General features: G+C 48.3%; 26 protein-coding genes and 1 other RNA gene. 6 read left to right on the plus strand and 21 right to left on the minus strand.

The window, feature by feature from the left end; translation table 11 throughout:
- The first annotated feature begins 85 nt into the window (after nucleotides 1-85).
- A complete protein-coding gene (locus XMM312_RS03255) occupies nucleotides 86-550 on the plus strand; it encodes a cytochrome c (RefSeq protein ID WP_173488701.1) in 465 nt (154 codons plus the stop codon).
- Nucleotides 551-603: 53 nt separating this feature from the next.
- Here the strand turns inward: XMM312_RS03255 and rnpB are convergent.
- Both rnpB and rsmI read right to left on the minus strand, forming a co-directional pair.
- Nucleotides 604-954: RNase P RNA component class A (gene rnpB, locus XMM312_RS03260), an RNA gene on the minus strand.
- Between the two features lie 32 nt (nucleotides 955-986).
- Nucleotides 987-1,814 carry a 16S rRNA (cytidine(1402)-2'-O)-methyltransferase gene (gene rsmI / locus XMM312_RS03265; RefSeq protein WP_173483070.1) on the minus strand — a complete coding sequence of 276 codons (828 nt, stop codon included), beginning with the start codon at nucleotides 1,812-1,814 and terminating at the stop codon, nucleotides 987-989.
- Between the two features lie 42 nt (nucleotides 1,815-1,856).
- Between rsmI and XMM312_RS03270 the strand changes: the two genes are divergently transcribed.
- The 4 genes from XMM312_RS03270 to XMM312_RS03285 are packed head-to-tail and all read left to right on the plus strand — an operon-like array spanning nucleotide 1,857 to nucleotide 5,327.
- On the plus strand, nucleotides 1,857-3,758 hold the full coding sequence (locus XMM312_RS03270; RefSeq protein ID WP_173488702.1) for a penicillin-binding protein activator: 1,902 nt from the start codon (nucleotides 1,857-1,859) through the stop codon (nucleotides 3,756-3,758).
- A gap of 26 nt (nucleotides 3,759-3,784) precedes the next feature.
- A complete protein-coding gene (locus XMM312_RS03275; protein ID WP_173484333.1) occupies nucleotides 3,785-4,150 on the plus strand; it encodes a YraN family protein in 366 nt (121 codons plus the stop codon).
- Nucleotides 4,128-4,745 (plus strand): SIS domain-containing protein, encoded by a 618-nt coding sequence (locus tag XMM312_RS03280; RefSeq protein ID WP_254442828.1) that lies wholly within the window; start codon nucleotides 4,128-4,130, stop codon nucleotides 4,743-4,745. Before XMM312_RS03275 ends, XMM312_RS03280 begins: the two co-directional genes overlap by 23 nt.
- Nucleotides 4,746-4,751: 6 nt before the next feature.
- Complete coding sequence (locus XMM312_RS03285) at nucleotides 4,752-5,327, plus strand: BON domain-containing protein (protein WP_173483073.1); 576 nt, start codon at nucleotides 4,752-4,754, stop codon at nucleotides 5,325-5,327.
- A gap of 56 nt (nucleotides 5,328-5,383) precedes the next feature.
- Here XMM312_RS03285 and XMM312_RS03290 read toward each other — a convergent pair whose 3' ends face one another.
- From XMM312_RS03290 to aceE, 12 genes are all read right to left on the minus strand, one after another.
- Nucleotides 5,384-5,833 carry a ClpXP protease specificity-enhancing factor gene (locus tag XMM312_RS03290; RefSeq protein WP_173483074.1) on the minus strand — a complete coding sequence of 150 codons (450 nt, stop codon included), beginning with the start codon at nucleotides 5,831-5,833 and terminating at the stop codon, nucleotides 5,384-5,386.
- Nucleotides 5,834-5,836: 3 nt separating this feature from the next.
- Entirely contained in the window at nucleotides 5,837-6,469 is a 633-nt protein-coding gene (gene sspA / locus XMM312_RS03295) for a stringent starvation protein SspA (protein ID WP_173483075.1), read from the minus strand.
- A 93-nt stretch (nucleotides 6,470-6,562) separates the two neighbouring features.
- Complete coding sequence (locus XMM312_RS03300; protein WP_173481297.1) at nucleotides 6,563-7,336, minus strand: cytochrome c1; 774 nt, start codon at nucleotides 7,334-7,336, stop codon at nucleotides 6,563-6,565.
- A complete protein-coding gene (locus XMM312_RS03305; RefSeq protein WP_173481298.1) occupies nucleotides 7,336-8,592 on the minus strand; it encodes a cytochrome bc complex cytochrome b subunit in 1,257 nt (418 codons plus the stop codon). Before XMM312_RS03305 ends, XMM312_RS03300 begins: the two co-directional genes overlap by 1 nt.
- Nucleotides 8,592-9,188, minus strand: coding sequence for a ubiquinol-cytochrome c reductase iron-sulfur subunit (petA, locus tag XMM312_RS03310; protein ID WP_173481299.1), 597 nt, complete (start codon nucleotides 9,186-9,188; stop codon nucleotides 8,592-8,594). Before petA ends, XMM312_RS03305 begins: the two co-directional genes overlap by 1 nt.
- A gap of 289 nt (nucleotides 9,189-9,477) precedes the next feature.
- Entirely contained in the window at nucleotides 9,478-9,870 is a 393-nt protein-coding gene (rpsI, locus tag XMM312_RS03315; RefSeq protein ID WP_173481300.1) for a 30S ribosomal protein S9, read from the minus strand.
- A gap of 13 nt (nucleotides 9,871-9,883) precedes the next feature.
- The gene (gene rplM, locus XMM312_RS03320; RefSeq protein WP_173481301.1) at nucleotides 9,884-10,315 is read right to left on the minus strand and encodes a 50S ribosomal protein L13; all 432 of its coding nucleotides are present in this window, start codon (nucleotides 10,313-10,315) and stop codon (nucleotides 9,884-9,886) included.
- A gap of 294 nt (nucleotides 10,316-10,609) precedes the next feature.
- Entirely contained in the window at nucleotides 10,610-11,719 is a 1,110-nt protein-coding gene (zapE, locus tag XMM312_RS03325; protein WP_173481302.1) for a cell division protein ZapE, read from the minus strand.
- 70 nt (nucleotides 11,720-11,789) lie between these two features.
- Nucleotides 11,790-12,497 (minus strand): LrgB family protein, encoded by a 708-nt coding sequence (locus XMM312_RS03330; RefSeq protein ID WP_173484331.1) that lies wholly within the window; start codon nucleotides 12,495-12,497, stop codon nucleotides 11,790-11,792.
- A complete protein-coding gene (locus XMM312_RS03335) occupies nucleotides 12,494-12,844 on the minus strand; it encodes a CidA/LrgA family protein (RefSeq protein ID WP_173488703.1) in 351 nt (116 codons plus the stop codon). The genes XMM312_RS03330 and XMM312_RS03335 overlap by 4 nt, the downstream gene beginning before the upstream one ends.
- Before the next feature lie 135 nt (nucleotides 12,845-12,979).
- The gene (gene aceF, locus XMM312_RS03340) at nucleotides 12,980-14,938 is read right to left on the minus strand and encodes a dihydrolipoyllysine-residue acetyltransferase (protein WP_173484329.1); all 1,959 of its coding nucleotides are present in this window, start codon (nucleotides 14,936-14,938) and stop codon (nucleotides 12,980-12,982) included.
- 39 nt (nucleotides 14,939-14,977) lie between these two features.
- Nucleotides 14,978-17,635 carry a pyruvate dehydrogenase (acetyl-transferring), homodimeric type gene (gene aceE / locus XMM312_RS03345; protein WP_371731528.1) on the minus strand — a complete coding sequence of 886 codons (2,658 nt, stop codon included), beginning with the start codon at nucleotides 17,633-17,635 and terminating at the stop codon, nucleotides 14,978-14,980.
- Between the two features lie 337 nt (nucleotides 17,636-17,972).
- Between aceE and XMM312_RS03350 the strand changes: the two genes are divergently transcribed.
- The gene (locus XMM312_RS03350; RefSeq protein WP_173483077.1) at nucleotides 17,973-18,872 is read left to right on the plus strand and encodes an AEC family transporter; all 900 of its coding nucleotides are present in this window, start codon (nucleotides 17,973-17,975) and stop codon (nucleotides 18,870-18,872) included.
- Between the two features lie 43 nt (nucleotides 18,873-18,915).
- Here XMM312_RS03350 and XMM312_RS03355 read toward each other — a convergent pair whose 3' ends face one another.
- The 7 genes from XMM312_RS03355 to cmk form a co-directional block, all read right to left on the minus strand.
- The gene (locus XMM312_RS03355; RefSeq protein ID WP_173481307.1) at nucleotides 18,916-19,212 is read right to left on the minus strand and encodes a ComEA family DNA-binding protein; all 297 of its coding nucleotides are present in this window, start codon (nucleotides 19,210-19,212) and stop codon (nucleotides 18,916-18,918) included.
- Nucleotides 19,213-19,420: 208 nt separating this feature from the next.
- A complete protein-coding gene (gene pyrF, locus XMM312_RS03360) occupies nucleotides 19,421-20,149 on the minus strand; it encodes an orotidine-5'-phosphate decarboxylase (RefSeq protein WP_173481308.1) in 729 nt (242 codons plus the stop codon).
- Nucleotide 20,150: 1 nt separating this feature from the next.
- Nucleotides 20,151-21,335: a lipopolysaccharide assembly protein LapB gene (gene lapB / locus XMM312_RS03365; RefSeq protein WP_173481309.1), complete on the minus strand. Its 1,185-nt coding sequence runs from the start codon at nucleotides 21,333-21,335 to the stop codon at nucleotides 20,151-20,153.
- A complete protein-coding gene (locus tag XMM312_RS03370) occupies nucleotides 21,332-21,637 on the minus strand; it encodes a LapA family protein (RefSeq protein ID WP_173488704.1) in 306 nt (101 codons plus the stop codon). The genes lapB and XMM312_RS03370 overlap by 4 nt, the downstream gene beginning before the upstream one ends.
- A gap of 2 nt (nucleotides 21,638-21,639) precedes the next feature.
- On the minus strand, nucleotides 21,640-21,936 hold the full coding sequence (locus tag XMM312_RS03375) for an integration host factor subunit beta (protein WP_173481311.1): 297 nt from the start codon (nucleotides 21,934-21,936) through the stop codon (nucleotides 21,640-21,642).
- A 53-nt stretch (nucleotides 21,937-21,989) separates the two neighbouring features.
- Nucleotides 21,990-23,672 carry a 30S ribosomal protein S1 gene (rpsA, locus tag XMM312_RS03380; protein ID WP_173481312.1) on the minus strand — a complete coding sequence of 561 codons (1,683 nt, stop codon included), beginning with the start codon at nucleotides 23,670-23,672 and terminating at the stop codon, nucleotides 21,990-21,992.
- 25 nt (nucleotides 23,673-23,697) lie between these two features.
- Entirely contained in the window at nucleotides 23,698-24,399 is a 702-nt protein-coding gene (gene cmk, locus XMM312_RS03385) for a (d)CMP kinase (RefSeq protein ID WP_173481313.1), read from the minus strand.
- Nucleotides 24,400-24,401 lie beyond the last annotated feature (2 nt).

Genomic DNA, 24,401 nt, shown 5'->3' on the forward strand with positions numbered 1-24,401 from the left:
TATCGTATACGGCACAAAAGCTAAACGGGTTGCTACCCTAGCGAAATTTGTAATCTATGAATAGAGCTCAATTCAGGCAAATGACATGAACAGAAAAATATCCATCATCACGATCGGTTTACTGGCAATGATCGGTTTATCCGTTTTGGGTTACCAACACTACACCCAAGAGACCGATGGGAAGTATTTTAGAGAGTGGCATTCGCTTCGTACTGACAGCTTTAAGGAGGTACGGCGTAATTTTTCACCACTGGACGATATGGCCAAAGAGCGAATCTCTTTTCAGCCAGAGCTGATCAAGAAGTATTCGGCCAATCTAGTCAAAGCGACACAGCCCTTAGCTTCCCAGTTTGAACCTAAAGCCCCCTGGGGTGATGCTAATGCATCGATCTGGAGCGAGGGTTCTGAATTTCAATCGATGATGGCGGAGTTTGTTGCAACCACCGAGAAACTTTCAGAAGAGACTCCAAACGATCTGAAGCGTTTTCAAGACACACTGCACAGCCTTAGAAACCAGTGCATAGAGTGCCATAAAAAATATAAAGATTAGGCGGTAGTGACCAATAAAAAGGCCGCTCTATTTGAGAGCGGCCTTTTTGGTATTGGGTGAGTCTTTCGATAAGCCGGGTTCTGTCGTGGACAGTCATTCATCTAGGATTAGGATCACTCCTAACCTCCAGCGACCTACCCGGACCTAGCGTGGGCCACGCCTAACAGGTCCCTATTTGGTCTTGCTCCGAGTGGGGTTTACCATCGCCGTGGAGTGTTGCCACCCACGCGGTGCGCTCTTACCGCACCTTTTCAACCTTACCGGCGCCGAAGCGCTTAGGCGGTATACTTTCTGCTGCACTTTCCGTCGGCTCACGCCGCCCAGACGTTATCTGGCACTTTGCCCTATGGAGCCCGGACTTTCCTCCCCTCTGCAAGCAGAGCGGCGACTGTCTAAAAGACTCAGAGTGAAGCATAGCACGCTTCGAAACGGCCCCCTAGGAAATTAGCTGCTGATAGAGCTCTTTTTTTCCAACACCCGTGATCTCAGAAGTGATGGCAGCGGCCTTTTTGGGAGGCAGTTCAGCAGCCAATAAATTGAGTACGCGAAGAGTCTCTTCATTCAAAGAGCCCTCCTCTTTGACAGCCCCTTCAACCATCACAACGAACTCACCACGTTGCTGGTTAGCGTCAGCCAACATCCACTCAATCAGCTCTGCAATGGGTGCTGAGTGGATAGTCTCAAACGTCTTTGTGATCTCTCGAGCCACGCCCACCATTCGCTGATCACCAAAGACGCTCTGCATATCTTTTAGGGAGTCGACGATGCGGTGGGTCGATTCATAAAAAATCAGCGTCTCTTCACGATCAGACAACTGCTCTAACGCTTTGACTCGAGCACCCGTTTTAGCTGGTAGAAAGCCGATAAATGAGAAGCGATCAGAAGGCATGCCAGAGGCACTTAAAGCGGCAACAAAGGCACAACACCCAGGAATCGGTGAGACGGCATAACCAGCCTCCTTAACGGCCCGCACCAGAACAAAGCCGGGATCCGAAATGAGCGGAGTTCCCGCATCAGACACTAGAGCAACACTCTTTCCAGCCGCCAACTGATCAATAATCAATCCCGCGCGTTGGCGCTCATTGTGATCATGTACTGATATCAAGTTCGCTTTAATGTTAAAGTGCTGCAGAAGCTTTCCTGTATGGCGAGTATCCTCAGCCGCAACAAGGTCGACATCGGTTAACACTTGCTGCGCACGAGGCGTAAAGTCCGCAAGATTTCCAATGGGCGTTGCCACAACATACAGGGTAGGCAAAGACATATGATATCCATCCGATTTGAGTTACAGGGTGTGGACTATAACATGAGCAACGCATTGAAGTTGTTAGGAAGAAGCGCAATATTAGCTTTACTAGTGGCAGGCTGTACTCCGCAACTAGAAAAACCAACCGTCGTCGATAAAACACCGGATTCGCCAAAGCAGGCAAGCACGGCCGCAGACATTTTGCTACAAGCGATCAATGCTCGTGGTGATCAAGCAGCGGTACTTCGCCTTAAAGCCGCTAACCTGCTATTTGATCAGCAACGTTACAAAGAGGCGGCGAACAGTCTGTCAGTCATCAACCTAGCAGGCATCAACAGTAATAACGCCTTCAACGTCGTTCAATTAGAGGCAAAAGCCTACCTTAAGCTGGGTGATAGTGGGTCAGCGCTGAACCGCTTAACGGATCAAAACCTTCCTACACTTAACAGCGAACAGCGTGTTGAGATCGCACTGCTCAAAGCAGACATTTTCGAACAGCAAAACAACCCGCTCAGTGCCGTTTTATCTCTGAGTGAACTTAACGAGCTTTCGCTCGATCAACAGCAGAGTATCAACGACCAAATCTGGGCACTGATTAACCAAGTCGATAATGAAACCTTGGTTGCGGCCAACTTCTCAAACTATGGATTTGTTACCCAAGGGTGGATTGAACTCGCACTGCAGCTTGCTCCAATAAACGATTTAACAGCCCAACGTGAAGTCGCCTCACAATGGCGAACACTCTGGGACAAGCACCCAGCAAGTAATACGCCACCCGCAGCTCTCGCGTCTCTTCTCGATGGTGATGTTATCTCTGCCAAACGTATCCTAATTGCCCTACCCTTCAGCGGCCCCTTGGCTGAGCCGGCTCGAATCATTTCAGAGGGCGTTATTGCTGCGCTTAAATCGCGCTCACAACGTGGGTTTGAGGCGCCTGAGTTAGTGAGCCTTGATACAGAGGGTGTCAGTGCTGAGAGCATCATCGCCTATACAATAGAGCAGCAAGCCGACCTAGTGATTGGGCCATTGCGCGGTAAATTGATTGATGAACTGGGAAATAACGGCAAGCTTCCAGTCCCTTTTATCACCTTTAACCGAACTGACCGTTTGACTGACAACCTATTTCAACTCGATTTAGGTTCGGACCAAGAGATCAAACAGGTTGTCACCAGAGCCACTCTAGAAGGACACAAACGCTTTGCACTGATCACCCCAGCCGCGGCATGGGGCGCTCGTTTAGCGGATGATTTCAGACAGAACCTAGAATCTAGCGGCGCAGAAGCCGTTGCCGAATTGAGTTATGAGCTGAATGGCGATCTATCCAGTCAGGTCAGCCAACTGCTCAATACGGATCAAAGTACTGAGCGATACAACGCGATTAAAAAACTGTTAGGCGAGTCGCTGGAGTTTGATGAGCGTCCAAGACGCGATATTGATGCCATTCTGCTGGCCGCTCAACCACAGGATGCACGTCAACTGACTCCCATGCTCGCATTCCATTTTGCTGGTGATTACCCCATTTATGCGACTTCCCACCACTTTGAAGGCAACTTCAATGAGACAAGGGACGTCGACCTTAATCGCATCCAATTCCCAGACCAACCCTGGTTACTTCAGCCAACGACAGCTTTGAACCTCTCATTAGCACTCGAGAGACCCGACAGCGCGAGTCGACTTGGACGCCTCTACGCACTGGGTTCAGACGCGGTCAAAGTCTACCCCTTCCTAAGTCAGCTAAAGAGTTCACCAGAGCTAACGGTGCAAGGGGAGACAGGCCGATTAAGCTTAGACCCATCAGGACGATTTAATCGTCAGCTACTCTGGGCACAATTTGATCAAGGTATACCTGTTTTATTGGGCGAACCACAGATACCTGAAACCAAGCCCTTAAAGAGTGACCCTTTGGAGGAGCCTCAGCCAGAGACTATCAACATGCAGACTCAAGAGGTTCAGCTAAACTAAGTTCATAACCACTCAAGGATGAGACTATGAACCGCAAAACCATCGGCAACCAGGGCGAACAGATCGCTGAGCAGTATCTTCGTAAACAGGGTCTAAAATATCTAAACCGAAACGTGAATTACCGTTTTGGGGAGATTGATCTAGTGATGCTGGACTCCGATACCATCGTTTTTGTTGAAGTAAGAGTCCGATCCAATCCCCATTATGGGTCGGGCGCCGAGAGCGTCACGGCCAGCAAACAGCGCAAACTGATTAAAGCCGCACATCTCTGGATCGGCCAAAATAGACGTTATGCAAACCACAACTTTAGATTTGATGTCATTTCTCTCACTACAGGGGGCGAGATAAGCAACTGTCTATGGTATAAAGATGCCTTTAGACCCGATAGCTAGTAGTCATATGGAACTCGAAGAGAGAATCGTCAATCAGTTACACACCGCCTTAGGCATTAGCGCTCAAACCATTGAGCACTACTCGCCGGTGATCGCTGACGCCTCTGAACAGCTGCTAGCCTGTTTAATGTCAGAGCACAAAATCATCTGCGCCGGTAATGGCGCGAGTCAATCGATCGCTAACTACTTCACAACGACGCTTATGCAGCGATTTCGTGAAGAGCGCCCGGGCCTGCCTGCTATCGCTCTTGGGGCTGACTCCGGTGTCACTACCGGTACCGCAGAAGAGTCTGGCTATGTTCAGACCTATGCGCGCCAAATCCAGGCATTGGGTCAACCCGGAGATGTTTTAGTATTAATCTCATCTTCAGGTAATGATCGTAACCTCATTCAAGCAATTCAAGCGGCACACGACCGTGAAATGCAGGTGATCGCGATCACGGGTCGTGACGGCGGAAATATTACCGCACTAATGGAGCCAACAGAGATTGAGATCTGCGTAGCAGCAGAGGATGATCCAGCGATCCACCTGGCACAGATGCTGACCCTTCAATGCCTTCTCGATCTTATTGAATATCAACTTTTTGGAGCTTAACTTGCCATGAAAAAAGTCCTAGCCACTCTTGTGATGACAACGACTCTAGTAACGGGTTGTTCTACCATCGTAAGCTCATCACGTGAGGAGCCAATTCGCGAAGACATTGGAAATCGCACACTGGGTAACATCATCGAAGATGAAGCCATTGAGCTAAAGGTTATGGTCAACCTAAGTAAAGGATCGGCACCACTGGCTCAATCTCACATCAATGTGAAAAGCTTTAACGGCCAAGTGCTATTAACGGGTCAGGTACCTAATGAGAATGTTCGCCAAGAGGCTGAGCAGATCGTTGGGCAGACACGTGAAGTCAAACGCATCCATAACGAACTTGAAATTGCAGGACCAAGCTCGACGATTGTACGCAGTAACGACATCTACCTAACCAGCCGCGTTAAACTGAAACTCTTAAGTGACAAGTCAATTGAGGGGTTACGCGTTAAGGTTGTCACCGAAAATGGCATTGTCTACTTGATGGGCTTGGTTAGCCAGCGCGAAGCCGATCAAGCCGTAGCGATTGTGCGTGAAGTACCCGGTGTGCAGCGCATTGTTAAAGTATTTGAGTACGTACCACTGCCATAAGCAGCTAACAGGCACAAAAAAGGGAGCTAATTGCTCCCTTTTTATTATCTCATCGCCTATTTAACGACACGCAAGCCAGGCCTTTTGGCAGCATCAGGTTTAGCAGCTGAGGCTTCTGCCGTCACTGCTTCAGTACTACCCGGCTCTGCATGCGCCTTCTCTAGCACAAGATTAAGTGCTTCGGCACCCGGCTCCATACCAAACCCCATCCCGACGCCGTTCTCGCGGGCAAAAATAGCGATCAGCGCCGCCATCGGTACATAGACTTGTCGAGGCGTTCCTGAAAAGCGAGCGTTGAAGCTGAGCGCCTCATTGTCCATGTAGAGATCACGTACAGCGCCGGGCGCTATATTGAGTGTGATCTGCCCATCTTTGACAAATTCTTGAGGAACATCGGTGCCTGGTACCAGAGCATCAACAGCAATATGGGGCGTTAGATCCATATCTAAGAGCCACTCATTGAGGGCTCTTAGTAGGTAACCACGCGAGGGGGTTAGTTCAGACACAGATTACTCGCGAATCTCGCGCTCTGCTTCTGATAGTGACTCTTGGAAAGATTCACGATCAAATAGGCGATCCATGTAAGCGATCAGCGGCTTACACTGAGCTTCTGGAAGCTCAATACCCATCGCAGGCAGACGCCATAGAATGGGAGCAATGACACAATCGACCAAGCTAAACTCTTCACTCATGAAGTAAGGCTTCTCTTGGAAGATCGGCGAGATTGCCACTAGACTGTCACGCAGCTCTTTGCGTGCAGCATCGATCTCTTCTTCGCTACCCTTCTTGTTAAGAATGGTATCAGCGTAGCGACACCAGTCGCGTTGAATACGGTAGATGTAGAGTCGGCTCTCTGCACGCGCTACAGGATATACCGGCAACAATGGAGGGTGTGGAAAACGCTCATCCAAATACTCCATCATCACATTCGATTCAAACAGAACCAGTTCGCGATCAAGCAGTGTTGGTAGGCTGTTGTATGGGTTAAGAGCAGCAACATCTTCTGGCAACTCATCATCTTGGCAGTCGACAATATCAACCGCTACACCTTTTTCCGCCAGAACAATGCGAACTCGATGGCTGTAATGATCAGCTCCATCAGAGAAAAAGGTCATTGAAGAACGTTTAGCTACCACGCCCATCTACTACTCCAAAAATTAACAGATATTAGAAACAAAAAATCTACGCACCCCGATGGAATACGTAGATTTTATAATTTAACAGAAATCGAACGTTTAGTGTATGTCTTTCCAGTACTCTTTCTTCAATGCAAACGCGATAAAGAAGAAGAAGAACAAGAAGATCAATACGTTCGTACCGATACGGTGCGAATCTGCTTTAGACGGTTCCGCCATGTAAGCCATGTAGTTAACAAGGTCGTAGATCACCTTATCGAACTCAGCAGGCTCAAGTGAACCAGTGCCATTATCGACCGTTAGACAGCCTGGTTTAGCGACACCTGTTAGTGGATCGATTTCAGACTCTAAACCACGGTGCAGCAGCTCTTCCTGTGAACAACGAAGTGTCACTGTACCTTGAAGATCTTCCAACACATTAGGCATACCCACATCTTTAAAGACGGCGTTGTTAACACCCCATGGGCGCGACTCATCTTTGTAGAAGCTCTTAAGGTAAGTGTATACCCAATCTGGACCACGTAGACGTGTCTCTAGCGTTAGATCTGGTGGAGGATTACCGAAGAATGTTGCCGAATCAGAAGACTTCATAGCGATCGTCATCTGCTCACCGATCTTCTTGTCACCGAAGATGAGGTGCTCCTCAACCAGATTCGCAGGGATGTTTAGATCCGTCGCTGAACGCTCGTAACGCTGGTACTGAGCTGAGTGACAGCCAAGACAACGGTTAACAAACGTCGCCATACCACGCTGCAAAGAGGCTTCGTTGGTACGATCCAGTTCAATATGTTCCAGTGGCATTTTTGCACCACCAGCAGCCAAAGCTACTGATGGAATAAGGGCCACTACTAGAGTAAGTAGAAACTTTTTCATTAGCCTGTCACCCTCTCTGGTACTGGTTTAGTGCTTTCCATGCGTGTGTACCATGGCATTAGGATAAAGAATGCAAAGTACAAAGCAGTACAGATCTGAGCAAGCAGAGTACGCTCTGGCGTTGCTGGAATCGCACCTAAAACACCCAGAATGACAAAACAGATCGCAAATACGAGCAACCAGATTTTAGACAACCAGCCTTTGTAGCGGATCGACTTAACTGGGCTGCGATCTAGCCAAGGCAGTACGAACAGGATCGCAATTGCAGCACCCATTGCAACGACACCCCAGAACTTAGCATCCAAGCCAAACAGTGGGAAAGTAATCGCACGCAGGATTGCATAGAAAGGTGTGAAGTACCAAACCGGAGCAATATGCTCAGGCGTTTTCAGCGGATTCGCAGGCTCAAAGTTTGGCTTCTCTAGGAAGTAACCGCCACCCTCAGGGAAGAAGAATACAACCGTACAGAAAACAAACAGGAAGACGACAACGCCGACAATGTCTTTAACTGTGTAGTAAGGGTGGAAAGGGATACCGTCTAGAGGTACACCATTCTCATCTTTCTTCTCTTTGATCTCTACACCGTCTGGGTTGTTAGAGCCCACTTCGTGTAGTGCGATGATGTGAAGTACTACAAGCGCTAGAATGACGATTGGCAGCGCAATAACGTGAAGCGCGAAGAAGCGGTTCAGAGTGATACCTGAGATCAAGAAGTCACCACGAATCCACTGCTGCAGATCAGCACCTACGACAGGAATAGCACCGAATAGCGATACAATTACCTGTGCACCCCAGTAAGACATCTGTCCCCAAGGAAGTAGGTAACCCATGAACGCTTCAGCCATCAGCGCTAGGTAGATGGTCATACCAAACAGCCACACAAGCTCACGAGGCTTACGGTAAGAACCGTACATCATGCCACGGAACATATGTAGATAGACAACTACGAAGAAGGCCGATGCACCGGTAGAGTGCAAGTAGCGCAGCAACCAACCGTATTCAACATCACGCATGATGTATTCAACAGAGGCAAAGGCACCTTCAGCACTTGGGTTGTAGCTCATTGTTAGCCAGATACCCGTTAGGATCTGGTTAACTAGAACCAATAGAGCAAGAGAGCCAAAGAAGTACCAAAAGTTAAAGTTTTTTGGTGCGTAGTATTTTGCTAGGTGATCATCCCAAAGTGCTGTCGCTGGGAAACGATCATCGATCCAGCCCATGAAGCCTGGATTACCCTTATTGCGTGAACCAGCCATTATGCAGTCTCCGTATCGACACCGATAACAAGCGTGTTGTCATCAAGGTAAGAGTGAGGAGGAATGACCAGGTTAGTCGGTGCAGGAACGCCCGCATAAACACGACCAGACAGGTCAAAACGAGAACCGTGACATGGACAGAAGAAACCGCCCAACCACTCAGGACCCATATCATCTGGAGCCACTTCAGGGCGGTAAGTTGGTGAACAGCCCAAGTGTGTACAGATACCAACCATTACCATGATCTCTGGGCGCAAAGAGCGAGCAGAGGTTCCTGGAATGTATTCTGGCTGCTGAGGTTTCTCTGAACTTGGATCAGCCAACTGGCCGTTAAGTTTTTCTAGGTTCGCCAATGCTTCTTCAGTGCGTCGTACAACCCATACAGGCTTACCACGCCACTCAACAATCATCTGCTGACCTGGCTCTAGCTTGCTGATATCCGCCTTAACAGGTGCACCAGCGGCTTTCGCCTTGGCACTAGGATTCCAGGAAGCGACGAAAGGTACGGCTACTCCAATTGCGCCCACTGCACCCGCTGCAGATGTAGCACCAATTAGAAGTCGACGCCGGCCTTTATTTACGCCGTCATTGCTCATCAACTACTCTCCCTTAATTGGTCTAATCGAGGGATCACCTCAAATAGACGGAGCGAAACGAAAGATAAAATCCGTTTAACATGAGATCTCGAACTATCGGATTGAGACCTCTATCTGGCGCGAAATGGTAAAGAAAAGACCCTATTTTTTCAAGGTGACAGGTCAAGGAAAGGCCCGCCAATAGTCGTATTCAGGGGTGTTTAGAGAGACTAAATAATCATAAGGTTATAACGAAAAAAAACCCAAGCGATTGCTTGGGTTTTTTTGTGGCTGTAGAGCCGAAAACGAATTAACGTTTTGAGAACTGTGGTTTCTTACGTGCTTTACGTAGACCCACTTTCTTACGTTCAACTTCACGAGCGTCACGAGTAACGAAACCAGCTTGACGAAGTGTAGGACGTAGAGTCTCATCGTACTCCATAAGAGCGCGAGTGATACCGTGACGTATAGCACCAGCTTGACCGAAACCGCCACCGCCAGTAACCGTTACGTATACATCGAATTTCTCAGCAGTTTCAGTCAGTTGAAGTGGCTGCATCACGATCATACGTGCAGTTTCACGACCGAAGTACTGCTCAAGAGTACGGTTGTTGATAGAAACAGAACCAGTGCCTGGACGCAGGAAAACGCGGGCAGTGGAAGTTTTGCGACGGCCAGTGCCGTAGTACTGAGTAGTTGCCATTGTTCGTTTTCCCTTAGATGTTCAATTCTTTAGGCTGCTGAGCAGTGTGCGGATGTTCCGTACCTGCATATACTTTCAGCTTGCTGTACATCGCACGACCTAGAGGGCCTTTTGGCAGCATGCCTTTAACAGCAAGTTCAATCGTACGCTCAGGGAAAGTCTGGATCATCTTATTGAAGTTTGCTTCTTTAAGACCACCCGGGAAACCAGAGTGACGGTAGTACATTTTGTCGTTACGTTTGTTACCAGTAACGTGTACTTTTTCAGCGTTAACAACGACGATGTAATCGCCAGTATCAACGTGCGGAGTGTATTCCGCTTTATGCTTACCGCGTAGGCGGCGAGCGATTTCAGTTGCTAGACGACCAAGGGTTTTACCTTCTGCGTCAACAACGTACCAGTCGCGTTTTACTTCGGCTGGCTTAGCGCTAACAGTGTATGACATTGTATTTTCCTACTATAAGTCTCGAATCAAAATCGAGGATAGATCCCGACTTACCTTATAATTATTCGTTGTGTGGTAATCACAACCTTCCATTCCGCAATTACGCGGAGCGCGGATTATACAGGAATTTATGCTTATAAAACCAGTGTAAATTGAATTTTTTTTAGGTGGTTGGAAGCGTTGCTTTAAGCTCTGGAAAACCGCCGATAGGGTCGTGTCAGGCTGAAGCCAGACACGGACAGGTTGTAGATAGCACATTCGGTGACTGGCTTCAGCCTGTCACCCGCTTTCAACTTACGCTCTATGCTCTCTCGCCAGGTACTCATGCGACTGCATCTCAAGCAGTCGAGATTTGGTTCGTTCGATCTCAAACTCCAATCGACCCTCTGTGTAGATCTCATGAATGGGCTTTTCGGCTGAGATAATCAACTTCACACCGCTGTCATAAAACTCATCGACTAGGTTGATAAAGCGACGCGCTGCATCATCATTGGTACGCCCAAGCTGTGGAACATTACTTAGGAGTACAGCATGGTAGAGTTTCGCCAACTCAATGTAGTCGTTTTGTGAGCGCGCCCCTTCACACAGCGCACTGAAGTCAAACCAGATCACATCCTCACAAGCTTTACGAGCCGTTAACATGCGGTTGTTGATCTCAATCGACAGGTTCTCTTCTAACTCTTCAAGATCTGGTGCCAAACCATTAAAGCTCTTCTCAAGCGACTCATCAGCACCATCATCCAGTGGCCAGTGGTAGAGTTCAGCTTGCTCAAGTGTTCTTAAACGGTAATCGATGCCACTGTCGACGTTCACGACCTCGGTGTACTGATTAAGCAGCGCAATGGCTGGCATAAAGCGCGCACGTTGCAGACCATTCTCATAGAGACCATCAGGCACGATGTTGGAGGTCGCTACAAGAGAGACGCCGCGGGCAAATAGCTCTTCAAGCAAGCTACCCAGGATCATCGCGTCGGTGATATCAGAGACGAAAAACTCATCAAAACAGATAATCCGCGTCTCTCTCGAGTACTTCTCAGCGATGGTAACCAAAGGGTTTTTAGTGCCATCTAAAGCTTTCAGCTCAGCATGGACTCGCTGCATGAAACGGTGAAAGTGCGTACGCATCTTTCTCTCGAAGGGCAGCGTGTCATAGAAGGTATCCATCAAGTAGGTCTTACCACGACCCACACCACCCCAGAAATAGAGACCTTTAATCGGCTCCACCTTCTCTTTCACCACTTTTTGCTTAAGACGACCCAGAAGTCCTGGAGCCGGCGCATTCTCAGCTTCAATTAGCTGATCATGAAGTCGCTGCAAGTGTTCAACGGCCATCTCTTGAGTGGCGTCGTATGAAAAGTCGTCGCGCTGCAAATCCTTTTTGTAGCGCTCTAGTGGAGTACTCATTGGCAATAATGACCTATTAATCCTTCAATCTCGGCGCGAACTTTACTGCTGTTGCCTCTCTATTTCAAATTCAGCCGATAACAATTGGTAGTAGGAAGGCTGTTAATAGACCGGTCAATCCCATCGCCAAGCCAGCAAAAGCACCGGCTACTGCACCCACCTCCAACGCTACGGCCGTGCCAAAACCATGGGAGGTCAAACCCAATACGAAGCCTCGAACAGCCTGATCCTCAACTCGCATTCGCTTAAGAATGATCGGCACCAAAATACTACCCATCACCCCGGTCACTAACACCAAAGCAGCGGCCAAGGAGGGTAACCCTCCAATCTTCTCCGCAATACCCAAAGCGATAGGCGAGGTAACTGACTTCGGTGCTACTGACATCATGGTTTCAAATCGAGCATCAAATAGCCAAGTCACACCAACTGCAGAGAGTGAGGCCACCAGTGCACCCACTGCACTGGAGACTAATATCGGCAACCAGAGCCTACGAATCTCATCAAAATATTGGAACATCGGTACTGCCAGCGCCACCGTCGCAGGCCCGAGTAGGAAGTGAATAAACTGAGCACCTGAGAAATAGGTCTCATAAGGCGTTCCGGTCACCAACAACATAAGAATCAGGACAACCATGCTGATCAAGACAGGATGTAAGATGGGCGAACGATCTGCACGTTGATAGAGCAAATTCGCCAAGGTAAACACAGCCAAGGTCAACACAATCCATATCAGAGGTCGGGCAGCAAAGTAGACCCAAAAGTCGGTTCCTATAATCACTTCTCACCCCCTACCCGCTTCATTAACCACTGAAACAGAGCCGCCGTCACAATTGTCGCCAGAATGGTCGATATCAATAGAGCCAATATAATGATCCACCACTCGCTGGCCAGTAGATCAAAGTGCAGCACCAATCCCACACCTGCAGGTATGAACAGAAGCGCTAAATTCGATAGCAATCCATCGCTGGTGATTTTAAGTGAATCTGGAATACGGCCGAGCCCTAACAGACCAAACAACAGCAGAACCAAACCGATGACAGGACCCGGTAGCGGCAACCCCAATACAACAACCAGCGACTCACCCAACAGCTGAAATGCCAGCAGTATTAAAAACCCTTGAATCATAATGCACCTCCAAATTTAAAGCGTATCACGATCGCTAATTCCGAATAACAAAATACATTTTACTTTGTAAAAAACAGAGAGTTTGAAACAAAAAAACCCTGCAGTGCAGGGCTTTTATAAGTGAGTTCTCTTAACTTACAAAACCAAACGACGAATATCGCTTAGCAATCCGTTAAGATCTGTTAGGAATCGACCCGCATCGCCGCCGTTGATCGCACGGTGGTCATACGACAGGCAGAGTGGCAGCATCAAGCGAGGCTCAAACTCCTTACCATTCCAACGCGGCTTGATATCCGCTTTAGAGACACCCAGGATAGCTACTTCAGGCGCATTCACGATAGGGGTGAAACCTGTACCGCCGATACCACCAAGACTAGAGATTGTGAAACACGCTCCCTGCATCTCATTTGGCTTGAGCTTACGCTCCTTCGCTTTACCCGCCAGCTCAATCGCTTCATTAGAGAGCTCGTAGATACTCTTCTTGTCTGCATCCTTGATAACAGGAACCATCAGACCGTTAGGGGTATCAACCGCAATACCAATGTTTACAAACTTCTTGTAGACAATGTGCTCACCATCCGCATCCAGAGAAGCGTTAAACTTCTGATGACGCGTTAGTGCAATCGCAGCCGCTTTGATCAAGAAAGGAAGTGGTGTCAGTTTCACACCCTGCTTAGCCGCTTCATCCTTCATCTCCTTACGGAAGGCTTCAAGTTCGGTAATGTCAGCATCATCAAACTGAGTCACATGAGGGATGTTCAACCAGCAGCGAGACATATTGTCACGGGTGATCTTATCGATCTTGCTTAGCTTAACTTTCTCGATCTCACCAAACTTACTGTGATCTACCGCAGGAATTGCAGGTATACCACTTCCACCAGTCACCGCGGTAGCAGGAGCTGAATCCAACTTCTGTAGCGCACCTTTAACGTAGGCTTGAACATCCTGCTTAACAATACGACCCTTGCGGCCAGAACCCGTTACTTTGGAGAGATCCACACCATACTCACGCGCAATGGCGCGAACGGCAGGACCAGCATGAACTGAGCGATTACGCTTCTCTAGATCCACTAAATCCGTTGTTGATGCAACTGGAGCTGGTTTCTCAGGTGCTGCTGACTGCGCTGGAGCAGGCGCTGAAGCCGCTGGTGCAGGTGCAGGTGCAGAAACAGGAGCTGCTGCAGGAGCAGTGCCTACCACCTCAAGCTCTAATAGAAGATCACCTTCGTTAACTTTATCGCCTTCGCTGATCTTCATCGATTTAATGACACCAGCCGCTGGTGACGGAACTTCCATTGACGCTTTGTCGGTCTCAAGCGTAATCAGGCTATCGCCTTCAGCGACACTATCACCCTCTTTGACCAACACCTCGATCACATCGACATCCGATGCACCACTTAGATCTGGGATTAATACAGACTCAACGCCGCCTGTCGGTGCCGCTGCAACAGGCGCTGACACTTCAGCAGGTGCCGCAGCAGGTGAAGCTTCAACAGGTGCTGATACTGGCGCAGCTGCACCGGCTACTTCAAGCTCGATCAGTAGATCGCCTTCATTGACCTTGTCACCCTCGGCAATCGTTAGCGCTTTAACGACACCCGATGCTGGAGAGGGAACTTCCATAGAAGCCTTGTCTGTCTCTAGAGTGATTAGGCTATCACCTTCAGACACCGCATCACCGACAGCGACCAACACCTCGATTACATCCACATCAGATGCACCGCTCAGGTCTGGAATTAGAACCTGTTCGATAGTCGACGCAGCCGCCACTGGAGCAGCCGACTCTACAGGCGCAGAGACAGGCTCAACCGATTCTGGCTCAGCAACGGCTGCTTCAGCCGGTGCAGACTCAGAAGAGGCAATCTCAATTTCCATTAACAGATCGCCCTCATTGACCGTGTCGCCTTCTGAAATTGCCATCGACACAATCTTACCTGCTTGCGGTGAAGGCACTTCCATAGAGGCTTTATCGGTCTCTAGTGTAATCAGGCTATCGCCCTCAGCGACCACATCCCCAGCAGCCACAAGTACTTCAATCACATCAACGTCAGTTGCGCCGCTGAGATCTGGAATGTTTACAGTAATAGTACTCACAGTTATCTCCTTACGAATTCTTCAAAGTTCTCAATCGACTTAAACCGTCCAAGGTGCTGGTTTATCCGGGTTGATGTTGAACTTCTGAATCGCGCTAGCGACAACTGAAGCTTCGATTTTGCCCTCTTCCTGAAGTGCTTTAAGCGCTGCTACAGCGACGTAGTAACGGTTAACTTCGAAGAAGCTACGCAGTTTGCTGCGTGTATCTGAACGACCGAAACCATCAGTACCCAGTACTTTGTAGCGACGTGGAATGTACTCACGCAGCTGATCAGCATACATACGCATGTAATCTGTAGAAGCGATAACAGGACCCTCGTGACCTTTCAAAGATTGCTCTAGGAAGGACTCACGTGGTTGCTCTTCTGGGTGAAGCATGTTCCAGCGATTCACTTCCATCGCATCGCGAGTCAGTTCGTTGATCGATGTTGTGCTCCAGACATCGGCCTCAACACCAAACTCCTCACGAAGGATGGTGGCACCTTCGCGCACTTCACGAAGGATTGAACCACAACCGAACAGCTGAACACGAAGATCAGCTTTCTTACCCTCTTCAAGCAGGTAGATACCCTTAACAATACCCTCTTCAGCTCCGACAGGCATCTCAGGATGCTGGTAGTTCTCATTAAGGGTAGTGATGTAGTAGAACTTATTCTCTTGCTCTTGATACAAACGACGCATGCCGTCTTGCACAATCACCGCAACTTCATAGCCGTAAGTTGGGTCGTAAGAGATACAGTTTGGAATCATCTGCGCCATCAGGTGTGAATGACCGTCCTGGTGTTGCAAACCTTCACCATTTAACGTCGTACGACCTGAGGTTGCACCAATCAAGAAACCGCGCGCTTGTGAGTCACCCGCCGCCCAAGTTAGATCCATAACACGTTGGAAACCGAACATTGAGTAGAAGATGTAGAACGGAATCAGCGTACAGTTACTATTCGAGTAAGCTGTTGCACAAGCCAGCCATGCAGAGAATGCACCCGACTCGTTGATACCCTCTTCAAGGATCTGACCTGACTTGCTCTCTTTGTAGAACATGATCTGGTCATGGTCATGCGGTACGTACTTCTGACCTTCAGAGGTGTAGATGCCCAACTGACGGAACATACCTTCCATACCAAAGGTACGTGCTTCATCAGGGACGATCGGCACGACTCGCTCACCAAGATTCTTATCTTTAACGATAGAACTTAGCACACGGTTAAATGCCATCTGTGTTGATAGCGAACGTTCGCCACTCGATTTAAGCTGACCTGCGAAGGTATCCAGAGCAGGCACTTCAAGCTGTTCAAACTCAGTACGACGAATTGGGTAGAAACCACCAAGTTTCTTACGCGCACCCAACATGTACTTCATCTCAGGTGAATCTGGACTTGGGCGGTAGTATGGCAGCTCTTTTAGCTGATCATCTTCAACTGGAATATTAAAGCGATCACGGAAATCTTTAAGATCATCCAGTGCCACTTTCTTCATCGAGTGAGTATCGTTTTTCGCTTCACCCGATTTACCAGTACCGTAACCTTTTACAGTTTGAGCCAAGATAACCGTTGGCTGACCTTTGTGCTCAACCGCAGCCTTGTAGGCAGCGTACACTTTGTATGGGTCATGACCGCCACGGTTAAGGTTCATGATATCGTCATCAGACATATCCTTAACCAGCTCAAGAAGCTCAGGGTATTTACCAAAGAAGTGCTCGCGTGTGTAAGCACCGCCGTTCGCCTTCATGTTCTGAAGTTCGCCGTCGACCACTTCGTCCATACGCTTCTGCAGTAGACCCGTCTTATCGCGCTCAAACAGCGGATCCCAGTGACGACCCCATAGACACTTGATGACGTTCCAACCCGCACCGCGGAAGACACTCTCTAGCTCTTGAACGATCTTACCGTTACCACGAACCGGACCATCCAAACGCTGCAAGTTACAGTTAACAACGAAGATAAGGTTCTCTAACTGCTCGCGACCAGCCAGTGAGATAGCACCCAAGGATTCTGGTTCATCACACTCACCATCACCTAGGAATGCCCAAACTTTACGATCACCACGTTTAACCAAATCACGTGCAGACATGTAACGCATCACGTGTGCCTGGTAAATGGCTTGGATTGGACCTAGACCCATAGAGACGGTTGGGAACTGCCAGAAATCAGGCATCAACCAAGGGTGTGGGTAAGACGATAGACCATTACCATCAACTTCACGACGGAAGTTGTCTAACTGCTCTTCAGTCAGACGGCCTTCAAGGTAAGCACGTGCATAGATGCCTGGTGAGATGTGGCCTTGGAAGAAGACCATATCAGCATCTTGCTCGCCTTCGTTACCACGGAAGAAGTGGTTAAAACCGATATCATAAAGTGTTGCTGAAGATGAAAATGAAGAGATGTGACCGCCAAGTCCCTCATCGTTGTCATTCGCTCGCATCACCATCGCCATCGCGTTCCAGCGGATGAAGGAACGGATGCGGCGCTCCATAAATAGATCACCAGGAAGAGGCGCTTCGTTCTGTGGCGCTATAGTGTTTTTATAGGGTGTGCTCAACTCTGAACAGTTTTCAACACCTAACTCAGCCGCTTTGGCACCCAATTTTCTAAGAAGGTAAGACGCTCGATCGCTGCCTTCATGTTGCGCAACTGACTCTAATGCCTGAAGCCACTCATCCGTTTCAATTGGGTCGATATCTTCAATGATTTCGTTCACAGTACTCTCCCTTTTGCGCCATTTCCGTTGACGCTTGGACCTTGTAAAAAAGGTACCTGGTTGATCGTTTGAAGCGCAGTCAATCTGCGTCTAGCTTTGATTTATGTAAAAACACTACACAGGCACTCGACTTTAGTCCAGAGATATTTCAGATTTTAGCGACAAGTGTAGCACTATTACGACAACACCCTCTTTTTGCTACGGATAATTGAAAGTTTTTACGCATATGCGAAATAAATAACCAATTTAATTCAATAGTAACGTTTTGTTATATGAAAAATTGAGTCTATTTGGAGTATCCTTTGCCATACTTATTTTTTTGATGTCAGGACTCTCAATGACAACCAGCGCCGATCTTTTATTACTGCTTGAGCGGGTCTTCTCAACCGTATTTCCAATCATTGCCATAGTCACTGCTGGCTACCTTTACGCAAGAAAGGCAAATCCCGACTTACAAGTCGCAAACCGCATCAACATGGATATCTTTTTGCCGGCGCTTATATTCAGTGTTATGGCTGGAAAGAGTTTTGATCTGTACGCACACTTAGATCTAGCGTTAGGGTCGATCGTCATGGTGCTAGGTGCAGGAATAGTGATGAAACCGGTTGCGAAGCTTCTGGGCATCTCTTCTAAAACCTTTGTTCCGCCAATGATGTTCAACAACTGTGGCAACCTAGGTCTGCCTCTAGCACTTCTGGCTTTTGGGGATGCCGGCCTTGCCGCTTTTGTGGTGATGTTCTTAGTGAGCAACCTGTTGCACTTCAGTCTGGGCATTCATATTGTTGATGAGAACGCCAAACTCACAGGGCTTTTTAAGAATCCGATTATCTTATCAACCTTTGCTGGATTAGCTTGGGCGCTATTCAAATTGCCATTGCCTACATGGCTGGCTACACCCATCGATATGTTGGGCCAGATATCGATTCCATTGATGCTGTTTGCATTAGGGGTAAGGATGATCAGTGTCGATCTAAGCCAGTGGAAGATCGGTGTCTATGGAGCCATCTTTTCACCATTGAGCAGCCTAGTATTCGCGATACCCTTTGCTTGGATTATGGGTCTCTCTAAAGAGTTCACCGCCTACATTGTGTTATTTAGCGTACTGCCACCGGCGGTTCTGAACTATATGTTTGCTGAGCGCTACAATCAGCAACCTGAGACGGTTGCTTCTATTGTACTGATCGGAAATTTAGCCAGCCTGGCATTCATTCCTCTCACACTCTTCTTCGTACTTTAATCAGGTTTAGGAGGCCCCTCTGGAGCCTCCTAAGCACTATTCGTTATTCACTCATAGGTTTAGCCGGTTCAAGAAGAATGTATTCCACATTTTTCTCAACGGTGGCGACACCTATTCCACGAACTGCTGTGAGCGCTTCAACAGAGTTAAACGGACCATTCGCATCACGGTAAGCAACAATCGCTTCAGCTTTAGATTGGCCAATCCCATCCAAAGCATCCGCCAGCTCAACGGCATCTGCTGAATTAATGTTAACCGGATAACCTGCCATCGCAGTCGATGAAAACAGTGTAAAGAAGAGTGGTGCTAGAACTCGTGTAGAGAGAGATTTGATGTTCATAGTGAACCTCCATGTCTTATTTGAAATGAGAGCAATCCTTACTCTCACTATTCACACTAGACCATGGATCAAAAAACACCAAAAAATATTTATATTTTTTCGCAGTAAGGTGTCTGGCTTCAGCCTGACACCACTTTAACAGCGGTTATCCAGTAATGCGTGTCATTTGAAAGTGGTGTCAGGCTAAAGGCCAGACACCTCAAAATGTTTACCTTGAACCTAAAGCCAAATCTACTTCTGACTGCACCGCAATGGCCGCGGCTTTAGGATCTTCTGCACCGGTTATTGGACGCCCAACCACCAAATAGGTGCTACCTGCAGCGATTGCTTCAGCAGGTGTCATGATGCGACGCTGATCACCGACTACAGAACCCGCTGGGCGAATACCCGGAGTCACAAGCTGGAACTGATCGGAGGCTTGAGCTCTGATTGCAGCCGCCTCTTGTGCTGAACAGACCACGCCATCAAGTCCTGAACTCTCTGTCAATGTGGCTAAGCGCTTAACCTGATCAATGGGATCGATATCCAAACCCATCTCGGCCAGATCGCTGCGCTCCATACTCGTTAGCACGGTCACCGCAATCAAGGAGGTACGTTGCGGCCCCTGGCTACGCTTCTCAACCTCTTCACGAGCCGCTTCCATCATTCGACGGCCGCCACTGGCATGGACATTAACCATCCAGACCCCCAGCTCGGCTGCAACACCACAGGCTTTTGCAACGGTATTGGGGATGTCATGAAACTTAAGATCCAAGAAGACTTCAAAACCGAGAGCGTGCAGACGTTCAACCACATCAGGCCCACAACGAGTAAATAGCTCCTTACCCACTTTGACACGAGAGACCTCAGGATCTAACTGCTTAGCCATCGCAATGGCGCTATCAGCTTCTGGATAATCTAGGGCAACAATAACGCGTTTGTTATCTTCAATGGACACTCTATTCACCTTCTAAACCTTGGATTGGGCGGATACTACCCCATCGCTTACAACTTGGACACTGCCAAACTAAACTGCGTGCTGCATAACCACAATGACCACAGCGGTAGACCGGTTTTGACATCTCGAGCTGCTGCGTCAACGACCGCAAATTCAACAGACTCTCTCGTGCACTGGATGAGCCATGCTCAATATGCATATCAATTAGGCGGTTAAAACCTTTTACTGATGGGCGACTCTTCAACGCCTCAGTGATAAATAGGCCCGCAGCAAAAACCCCTTCCCTATCTCTTTTCAACTCAGCCAAGGCAAGCATCACGCTGGTTGAGGGGTACTGCTTCATTAAGTCATTTAGATACTGGCTCAAACCAAGCTCATCACCTAAAGCGTCAAAACATCGCCTGAGTGGATTGAGTGTTTCTGGTATAAACAGTGGGTCTTGATCGGCAATGCTTTGCAAGGCTCTAATCGCCGAACGCCATTGCGACTTCAACATGAATACTCGAGCTGAGATGAGATTGGCTCGAACACACTTTGCATCGGTAGACAACGCAAACTCTAACTCTTTAAGTGCAGGGTCTAATTCACCATTAGAGATGTGATTTTGGGCAAGCTCACAGTGATAGTGTGAGAGCTCATTAACAAGCTCTATACGGTTTTTCTTTGGCAAAATATCAGCACTTTGCAGCGCCCGATGCCACTCACCCTCTTGCTCATAGAGACGGATTAGCAGAACGATGGCGCGATATCTTAATTCTGGATAGTCGGTCTGTTTGGCTAGAGGTGCAGCAGCGTCTTCTGCACGATCTAGCAAGCCTAGAGCAAAAAAGTCTCGTGCTAAGGCCAATTTCACACGCTGACGATCATAAACTGAGAGATCTTTACGCTTTAACATGCGCTCATGAATTTGAACGGCACGATCGATATCGCCTTTACGCCTCAGCAGCTTGGCCAACGCAATGTGTGCCGGCAAATTGTCAGAGTTAACCTCAAGGGCATGAATGAACGATTCGATCGCCTCTTCCGTTCGGTTATCAATGAGGTGATCAAGACCTGACAGATAGGCTGGTGGTAGTGCTTGATTGCGACGATCTTTTCTTTTCAGGCGTCGATTACCCAGGTACCAACCTATGGCAACGGCAATCAGTAGAAAGAGAAAAATTAGGTAGGGGGAGTTGGCACTCATTCTGCGCCTCGTTGAACCTCACGATTCAACGTCTCAATCTGTTGCTCAGCATTACGCAACTTACGAGCCGAATTGAGCAATTTAGCACGCAGTGTCAGCACTCGTGCACTGGTCAATAGAATACCGACTAACAGGCCGACAACCATTGAGATGATCAACCAGATCGATAGGCTTGCTTCGGGTAGCTTCACCCAGACCAAATCAATGATGACCGGTGTTGTATTATGAATGGTGAGAACAATGCCCGTTAAAAGAACCAACAGAGCAATCGCTGACGTGATAAGAAGTTTAATCGCTCTCAAACTTAATACTCATCTTTCAAGCTTGCATTCACTTGCTCGCGCAGCTCTTTGCCAGGCTTAAAGTGTGGTACATGCTTGGCCGGCAGAGAAACGGATTCACCCGTTTTTGGGTTGCGACCGACGCGGGGGGCACGATAGTGAAGTGAGAAGCTTCCGAATCCGCGAATCTCAATACGCTCGCCATCGGCTAAGGTATCAGCCATTTGAGTTAACATGATTTTCACTGCCAACTCGACATCTTTCACAGAGAGTTCCGGATGTTTGTCTATTAGGCGTTCGATCAGCTCAGACTTAGTCATACCCACTTCCTATCGATACTGAAAACAGGGTAATAAGCTCACCCTGTTTTCTATCACTCTTTCTTACCCATCTGCTCTTTGATGAGATCACCAATCGTCGTTGCGCCTACATCCATATCTTTTGGAGCAGACTGAACCGCTTTAAGTGCTTCTTGCTGCTCTTTGGCTTCAATCGCTTTAACTGACAAGAAGATAGAACGATTACGACGATCAACATTGATCACAATCGCTTCAACACTATCACCCACAGAGAGCTCTGCAGATAGATCTTCAGTTCGTTCACGGGCAAACTCAGCCACTTTCAAAATAGCGTTTAGACCTTCAGCCACTTCAATTTCAGCTTGACGAGCATCCACTGCTACAACCGTACCGGTAACTTTAGAGCCCTTACCGTTCGCTTCAGCAAAGCTGCTAAATGGATCAGAGGCAAGTGCTTTAATGCTCAGAGAGATACGTTCACGCTCTGCATCCACTTGCTGGATAACCGCTTCAACCGTATCGCCTTTATTGAAACGTTTAACGGCCTCTTCGCCAGACTCATCCCAAGAGATGTCAGACAGGTGAACTAGACCGTCTACACCACCATCTAAGCCGATGAAGATACCGAAGTCAGTGATTGAGCGGACAGTACCAGAAACTTTGTCACCCTTGTTCGTTGACGATGCAAAGGCATTCCAAGGATTTTCGCGGCACTGTTTAATACCTAGAGAGATACGGCGGCGCTGTTGGTCGATATCGAGAATCTGAACTTCAACCTCATCGCCAACCTGAACAACTTTAGATGGGTGGATATTGCGGTTAGTCCAATCCATCTCTGAGACGTGAACTAGACCCTCCACGCCCTCACCGATCTGTGCAAAACAGCCATAGTCAGCAAGCTTAGTCACCTTAGCAGTAACGCGCTGACCCACAGCATAGTTTTCGATAGCCGTAGTCCAAGGATCTGCAGCCAACTGCTTCATACCTAGGGATACGCGCTTACGCTCTTGATCGTAGCGAAGAACCTTAACGTCGATCTCATCACCAACATTAAGCATTTCACTTGGGTGTTTGATACGTTTCCAAGAGATATCGGTAATGTGAAGAAGACCATCGATACCGCCAAGGTCAATGAACGCGCCGTAATCAGTAAGGTTCTTAACAATACCTTTAAGCGTTGCGCCCTCTTCCATCTGCTCAAGCAGCTTCTCGCGCTCTTCGCTGTTGGCCTCTTCTAGAATCGCACGGCGTGACACAACAATGTTGTTGCTCTTCTCATCGAGTTTAACAATTTTAAGCTCTAGATCTTGATCATCAAGATGGCTGGTATCGCGCAGTGGGCGAGTATCTACCAAAGAACCCGGTAGGAAGGCGTTGATGCCGTTAACCATAACCGTTAGGCCGCCACGGACACGACCACTGATGCGACCAGTAACCGTCTCGCCAGCTTCATACGCTTTTGCAAGAACAGCCCATGCTTCTGCACGCTTGGCACGTTCACGCGAAAGTTTGGTTTCACCGAAGCCATCTTCTAGGGATTCAAGCGCCACTTGCACTTCATCACCAACAGCGACTTCAAGCTCACCTGCACCGTTTTTAAACTGATCGATGGGAATAACCCCATCTGACTTAAGACCCGCTGTTACAACAACAAAGTCATTTTCAATACCTACTACGGTTCCAGTAATGATGGAACCTGGTGTCATATTGACCTGTTCAAGACTCTCTTCAAACAGATCTGCAAAGCTTTCGCTCATGGTCTAAGCCTCAGTTTACGGAGTGCTAACGCAACCCTTTGTGGCGTGCTTGTTCTAGCACAGTTTTCATAACTTCATCGATAGACATAGATGTACTATCGAGAATCACGGCATCATCGGCTGGGCGAAGTGGCGCAACCGAACGGTTCATGTCACGATCATCTCGCGCACGAATATCTTCTAATATAGTTTCAAGGCTAGCACTCAGCCCCTTATCTATCAACTGCTTATAACGACGATCCGCGCGAACCTCTGCGGAGGCATCCAAGTAGATCTTCAACGGTGCCTGAGGAAATACAACGGTTCCCATATCACGTCCATCGGCCACCAAGCCGGGGGATTGAGCAAAATCGCGTTGACGTTTCAACAGTGCAGAGCGCACTTCAGTAATAGCGGCCACTTTAGAGGCATCGTTACCTATCTGCTCCGCACGAATAGCATGAGTGACCTCTTCACCTTCAAGTAAAATAGTCACCTCATCGCCCTGTTCAGAGGCAACAAAGCGCACATCGAGATGCTCAGCCAACACCTGCAGTGCCTCTACATCACTAAGATCAACACCATGATGGTTCGCAGCCAAAGCCGTCAGGCGATACAAAGCCCCGCTATCCAACAAGCTCCAACCAAGCTCCTGCGACAGCAATCGACAGATCGTACCTTTACCTGAACCACTTGGCCCATCAACGGTAATGATAGGGCATGAATTTTCATTATTGAGTGGATCCATCC

The organism is Marinobacterium sp. xm-m-312, assembly GCF_013283295.1.
In the GTDB taxonomy this organism is placed as follows: domain Bacteria; phylum Pseudomonadota; class Gammaproteobacteria; order Pseudomonadales; family Balneatricaceae; genus Marinobacterium_E.

Bases quoted from the DNA above. Each gene is read 5' to 3' on its own strand.
- XMM312_RS03255 (WP_173488701.1), top strand. From the start codon at position 86: ATGAACAGAAAAATATCCATCATCACGATCGGTTTACTGGCAATGATC.
- rsmI (WP_173483070.1), bottom strand. From the start codon at position 1,814: ATGTCTTTGCCTACCCTGTATGTTGTGGCAACGCCCATTGGAAATCTT.
- XMM312_RS03270 (WP_173488702.1), top strand. From the start codon at position 1,857: ATGAGCAACGCATTGAAGTTGTTAGGAAGAAGCGCAATATTAGCTTTA.
- XMM312_RS03275 (WP_173484333.1), top strand. From the start codon at position 3,785: ATGAACCGCAAAACCATCGGCAACCAGGGCGAACAGATCGCTGAGCAG.
- XMM312_RS03280 (WP_254442828.1), top strand. From the start codon at position 4,128: ATGCCTTTAGACCCGATAGCTAGTAGTCATATGGAACTCGAAGAGAGA.
- XMM312_RS03285 (WP_173483073.1), top strand. From the start codon at position 4,752: ATGAAAAAAGTCCTAGCCACTCTTGTGATGACAACGACTCTAGTAACG.
- sspA (WP_173483075.1), bottom strand. From the start codon at position 6,469: ATGGGCGTGGTAGCTAAACGTTCTTCAATGACCTTTTTCTCTGATGGA.
- XMM312_RS03300 (WP_173481297.1), bottom strand. From the start codon at position 7,336: ATGAAAAAGTTTCTACTTACTCTAGTAGTGGCCCTTATTCCATCAGTA.
- XMM312_RS03305 (WP_173481298.1), bottom strand. From the start codon at position 8,592: ATGGCTGGTTCACGCAATAAGGGTAATCCAGGCTTCATGGGCTGGATC.
- petA (WP_173481299.1), bottom strand. From the start codon at position 9,188: ATGAGCAATGACGGCGTAAATAAAGGCCGGCGTCGACTTCTAATTGGT.
- rpsI (WP_173481300.1), bottom strand. From the start codon at position 9,870: ATGGCAACTACTCAGTACTACGGCACTGGCCGTCGCAAAACTTCCACT.
- rplM (WP_173481301.1), bottom strand. From the start codon at position 10,315: ATGTCATACACTGTTAGCGCTAAGCCAGCCGAAGTAAAACGCGACTGG.
- zapE (WP_173481302.1), bottom strand. From the start codon at position 11,719: ATGAGTACTCCACTAGAGCGCTACAAAAAGGATTTGCAGCGCGACGAC.
- XMM312_RS03335 (WP_173488703.1), bottom strand. From the start codon at position 12,844: ATGATTCAAGGGTTTTTAATACTGCTGGCATTTCAGCTGTTGGGTGAG.
- XMM312_RS03350 (WP_173483077.1), top strand. From the start codon at position 17,973: ATGACAACCAGCGCCGATCTTTTATTACTGCTTGAGCGGGTCTTCTCA.
- XMM312_RS03355 (WP_173481307.1), bottom strand. From the start codon at position 19,212: ATGAACATCAAATCTCTCTCTACACGAGTTCTAGCACCACTCTTCTTT.
- lapB (WP_173481309.1), bottom strand. From the start codon at position 21,335: ATGAGTGCCAACTCCCCCTACCTAATTTTTCTCTTTCTACTGATTGCC.
- XMM312_RS03375 (WP_173481311.1), bottom strand. From the start codon at position 21,936: ATGACTAAGTCTGAGCTGATCGAACGCCTAATAGACAAACATCCGGAA.
- rpsA (WP_173481312.1), bottom strand. From the start codon at position 23,672: ATGAGCGAAAGCTTTGCAGATCTGTTTGAAGAGAGTCTTGAACAGGTC.
- cmk (WP_173481313.1), bottom strand. From the start codon at position 24,399: ATGGATCCACTCAATAATGAAAATTCATGCCCTATCATTACCGTTGAT.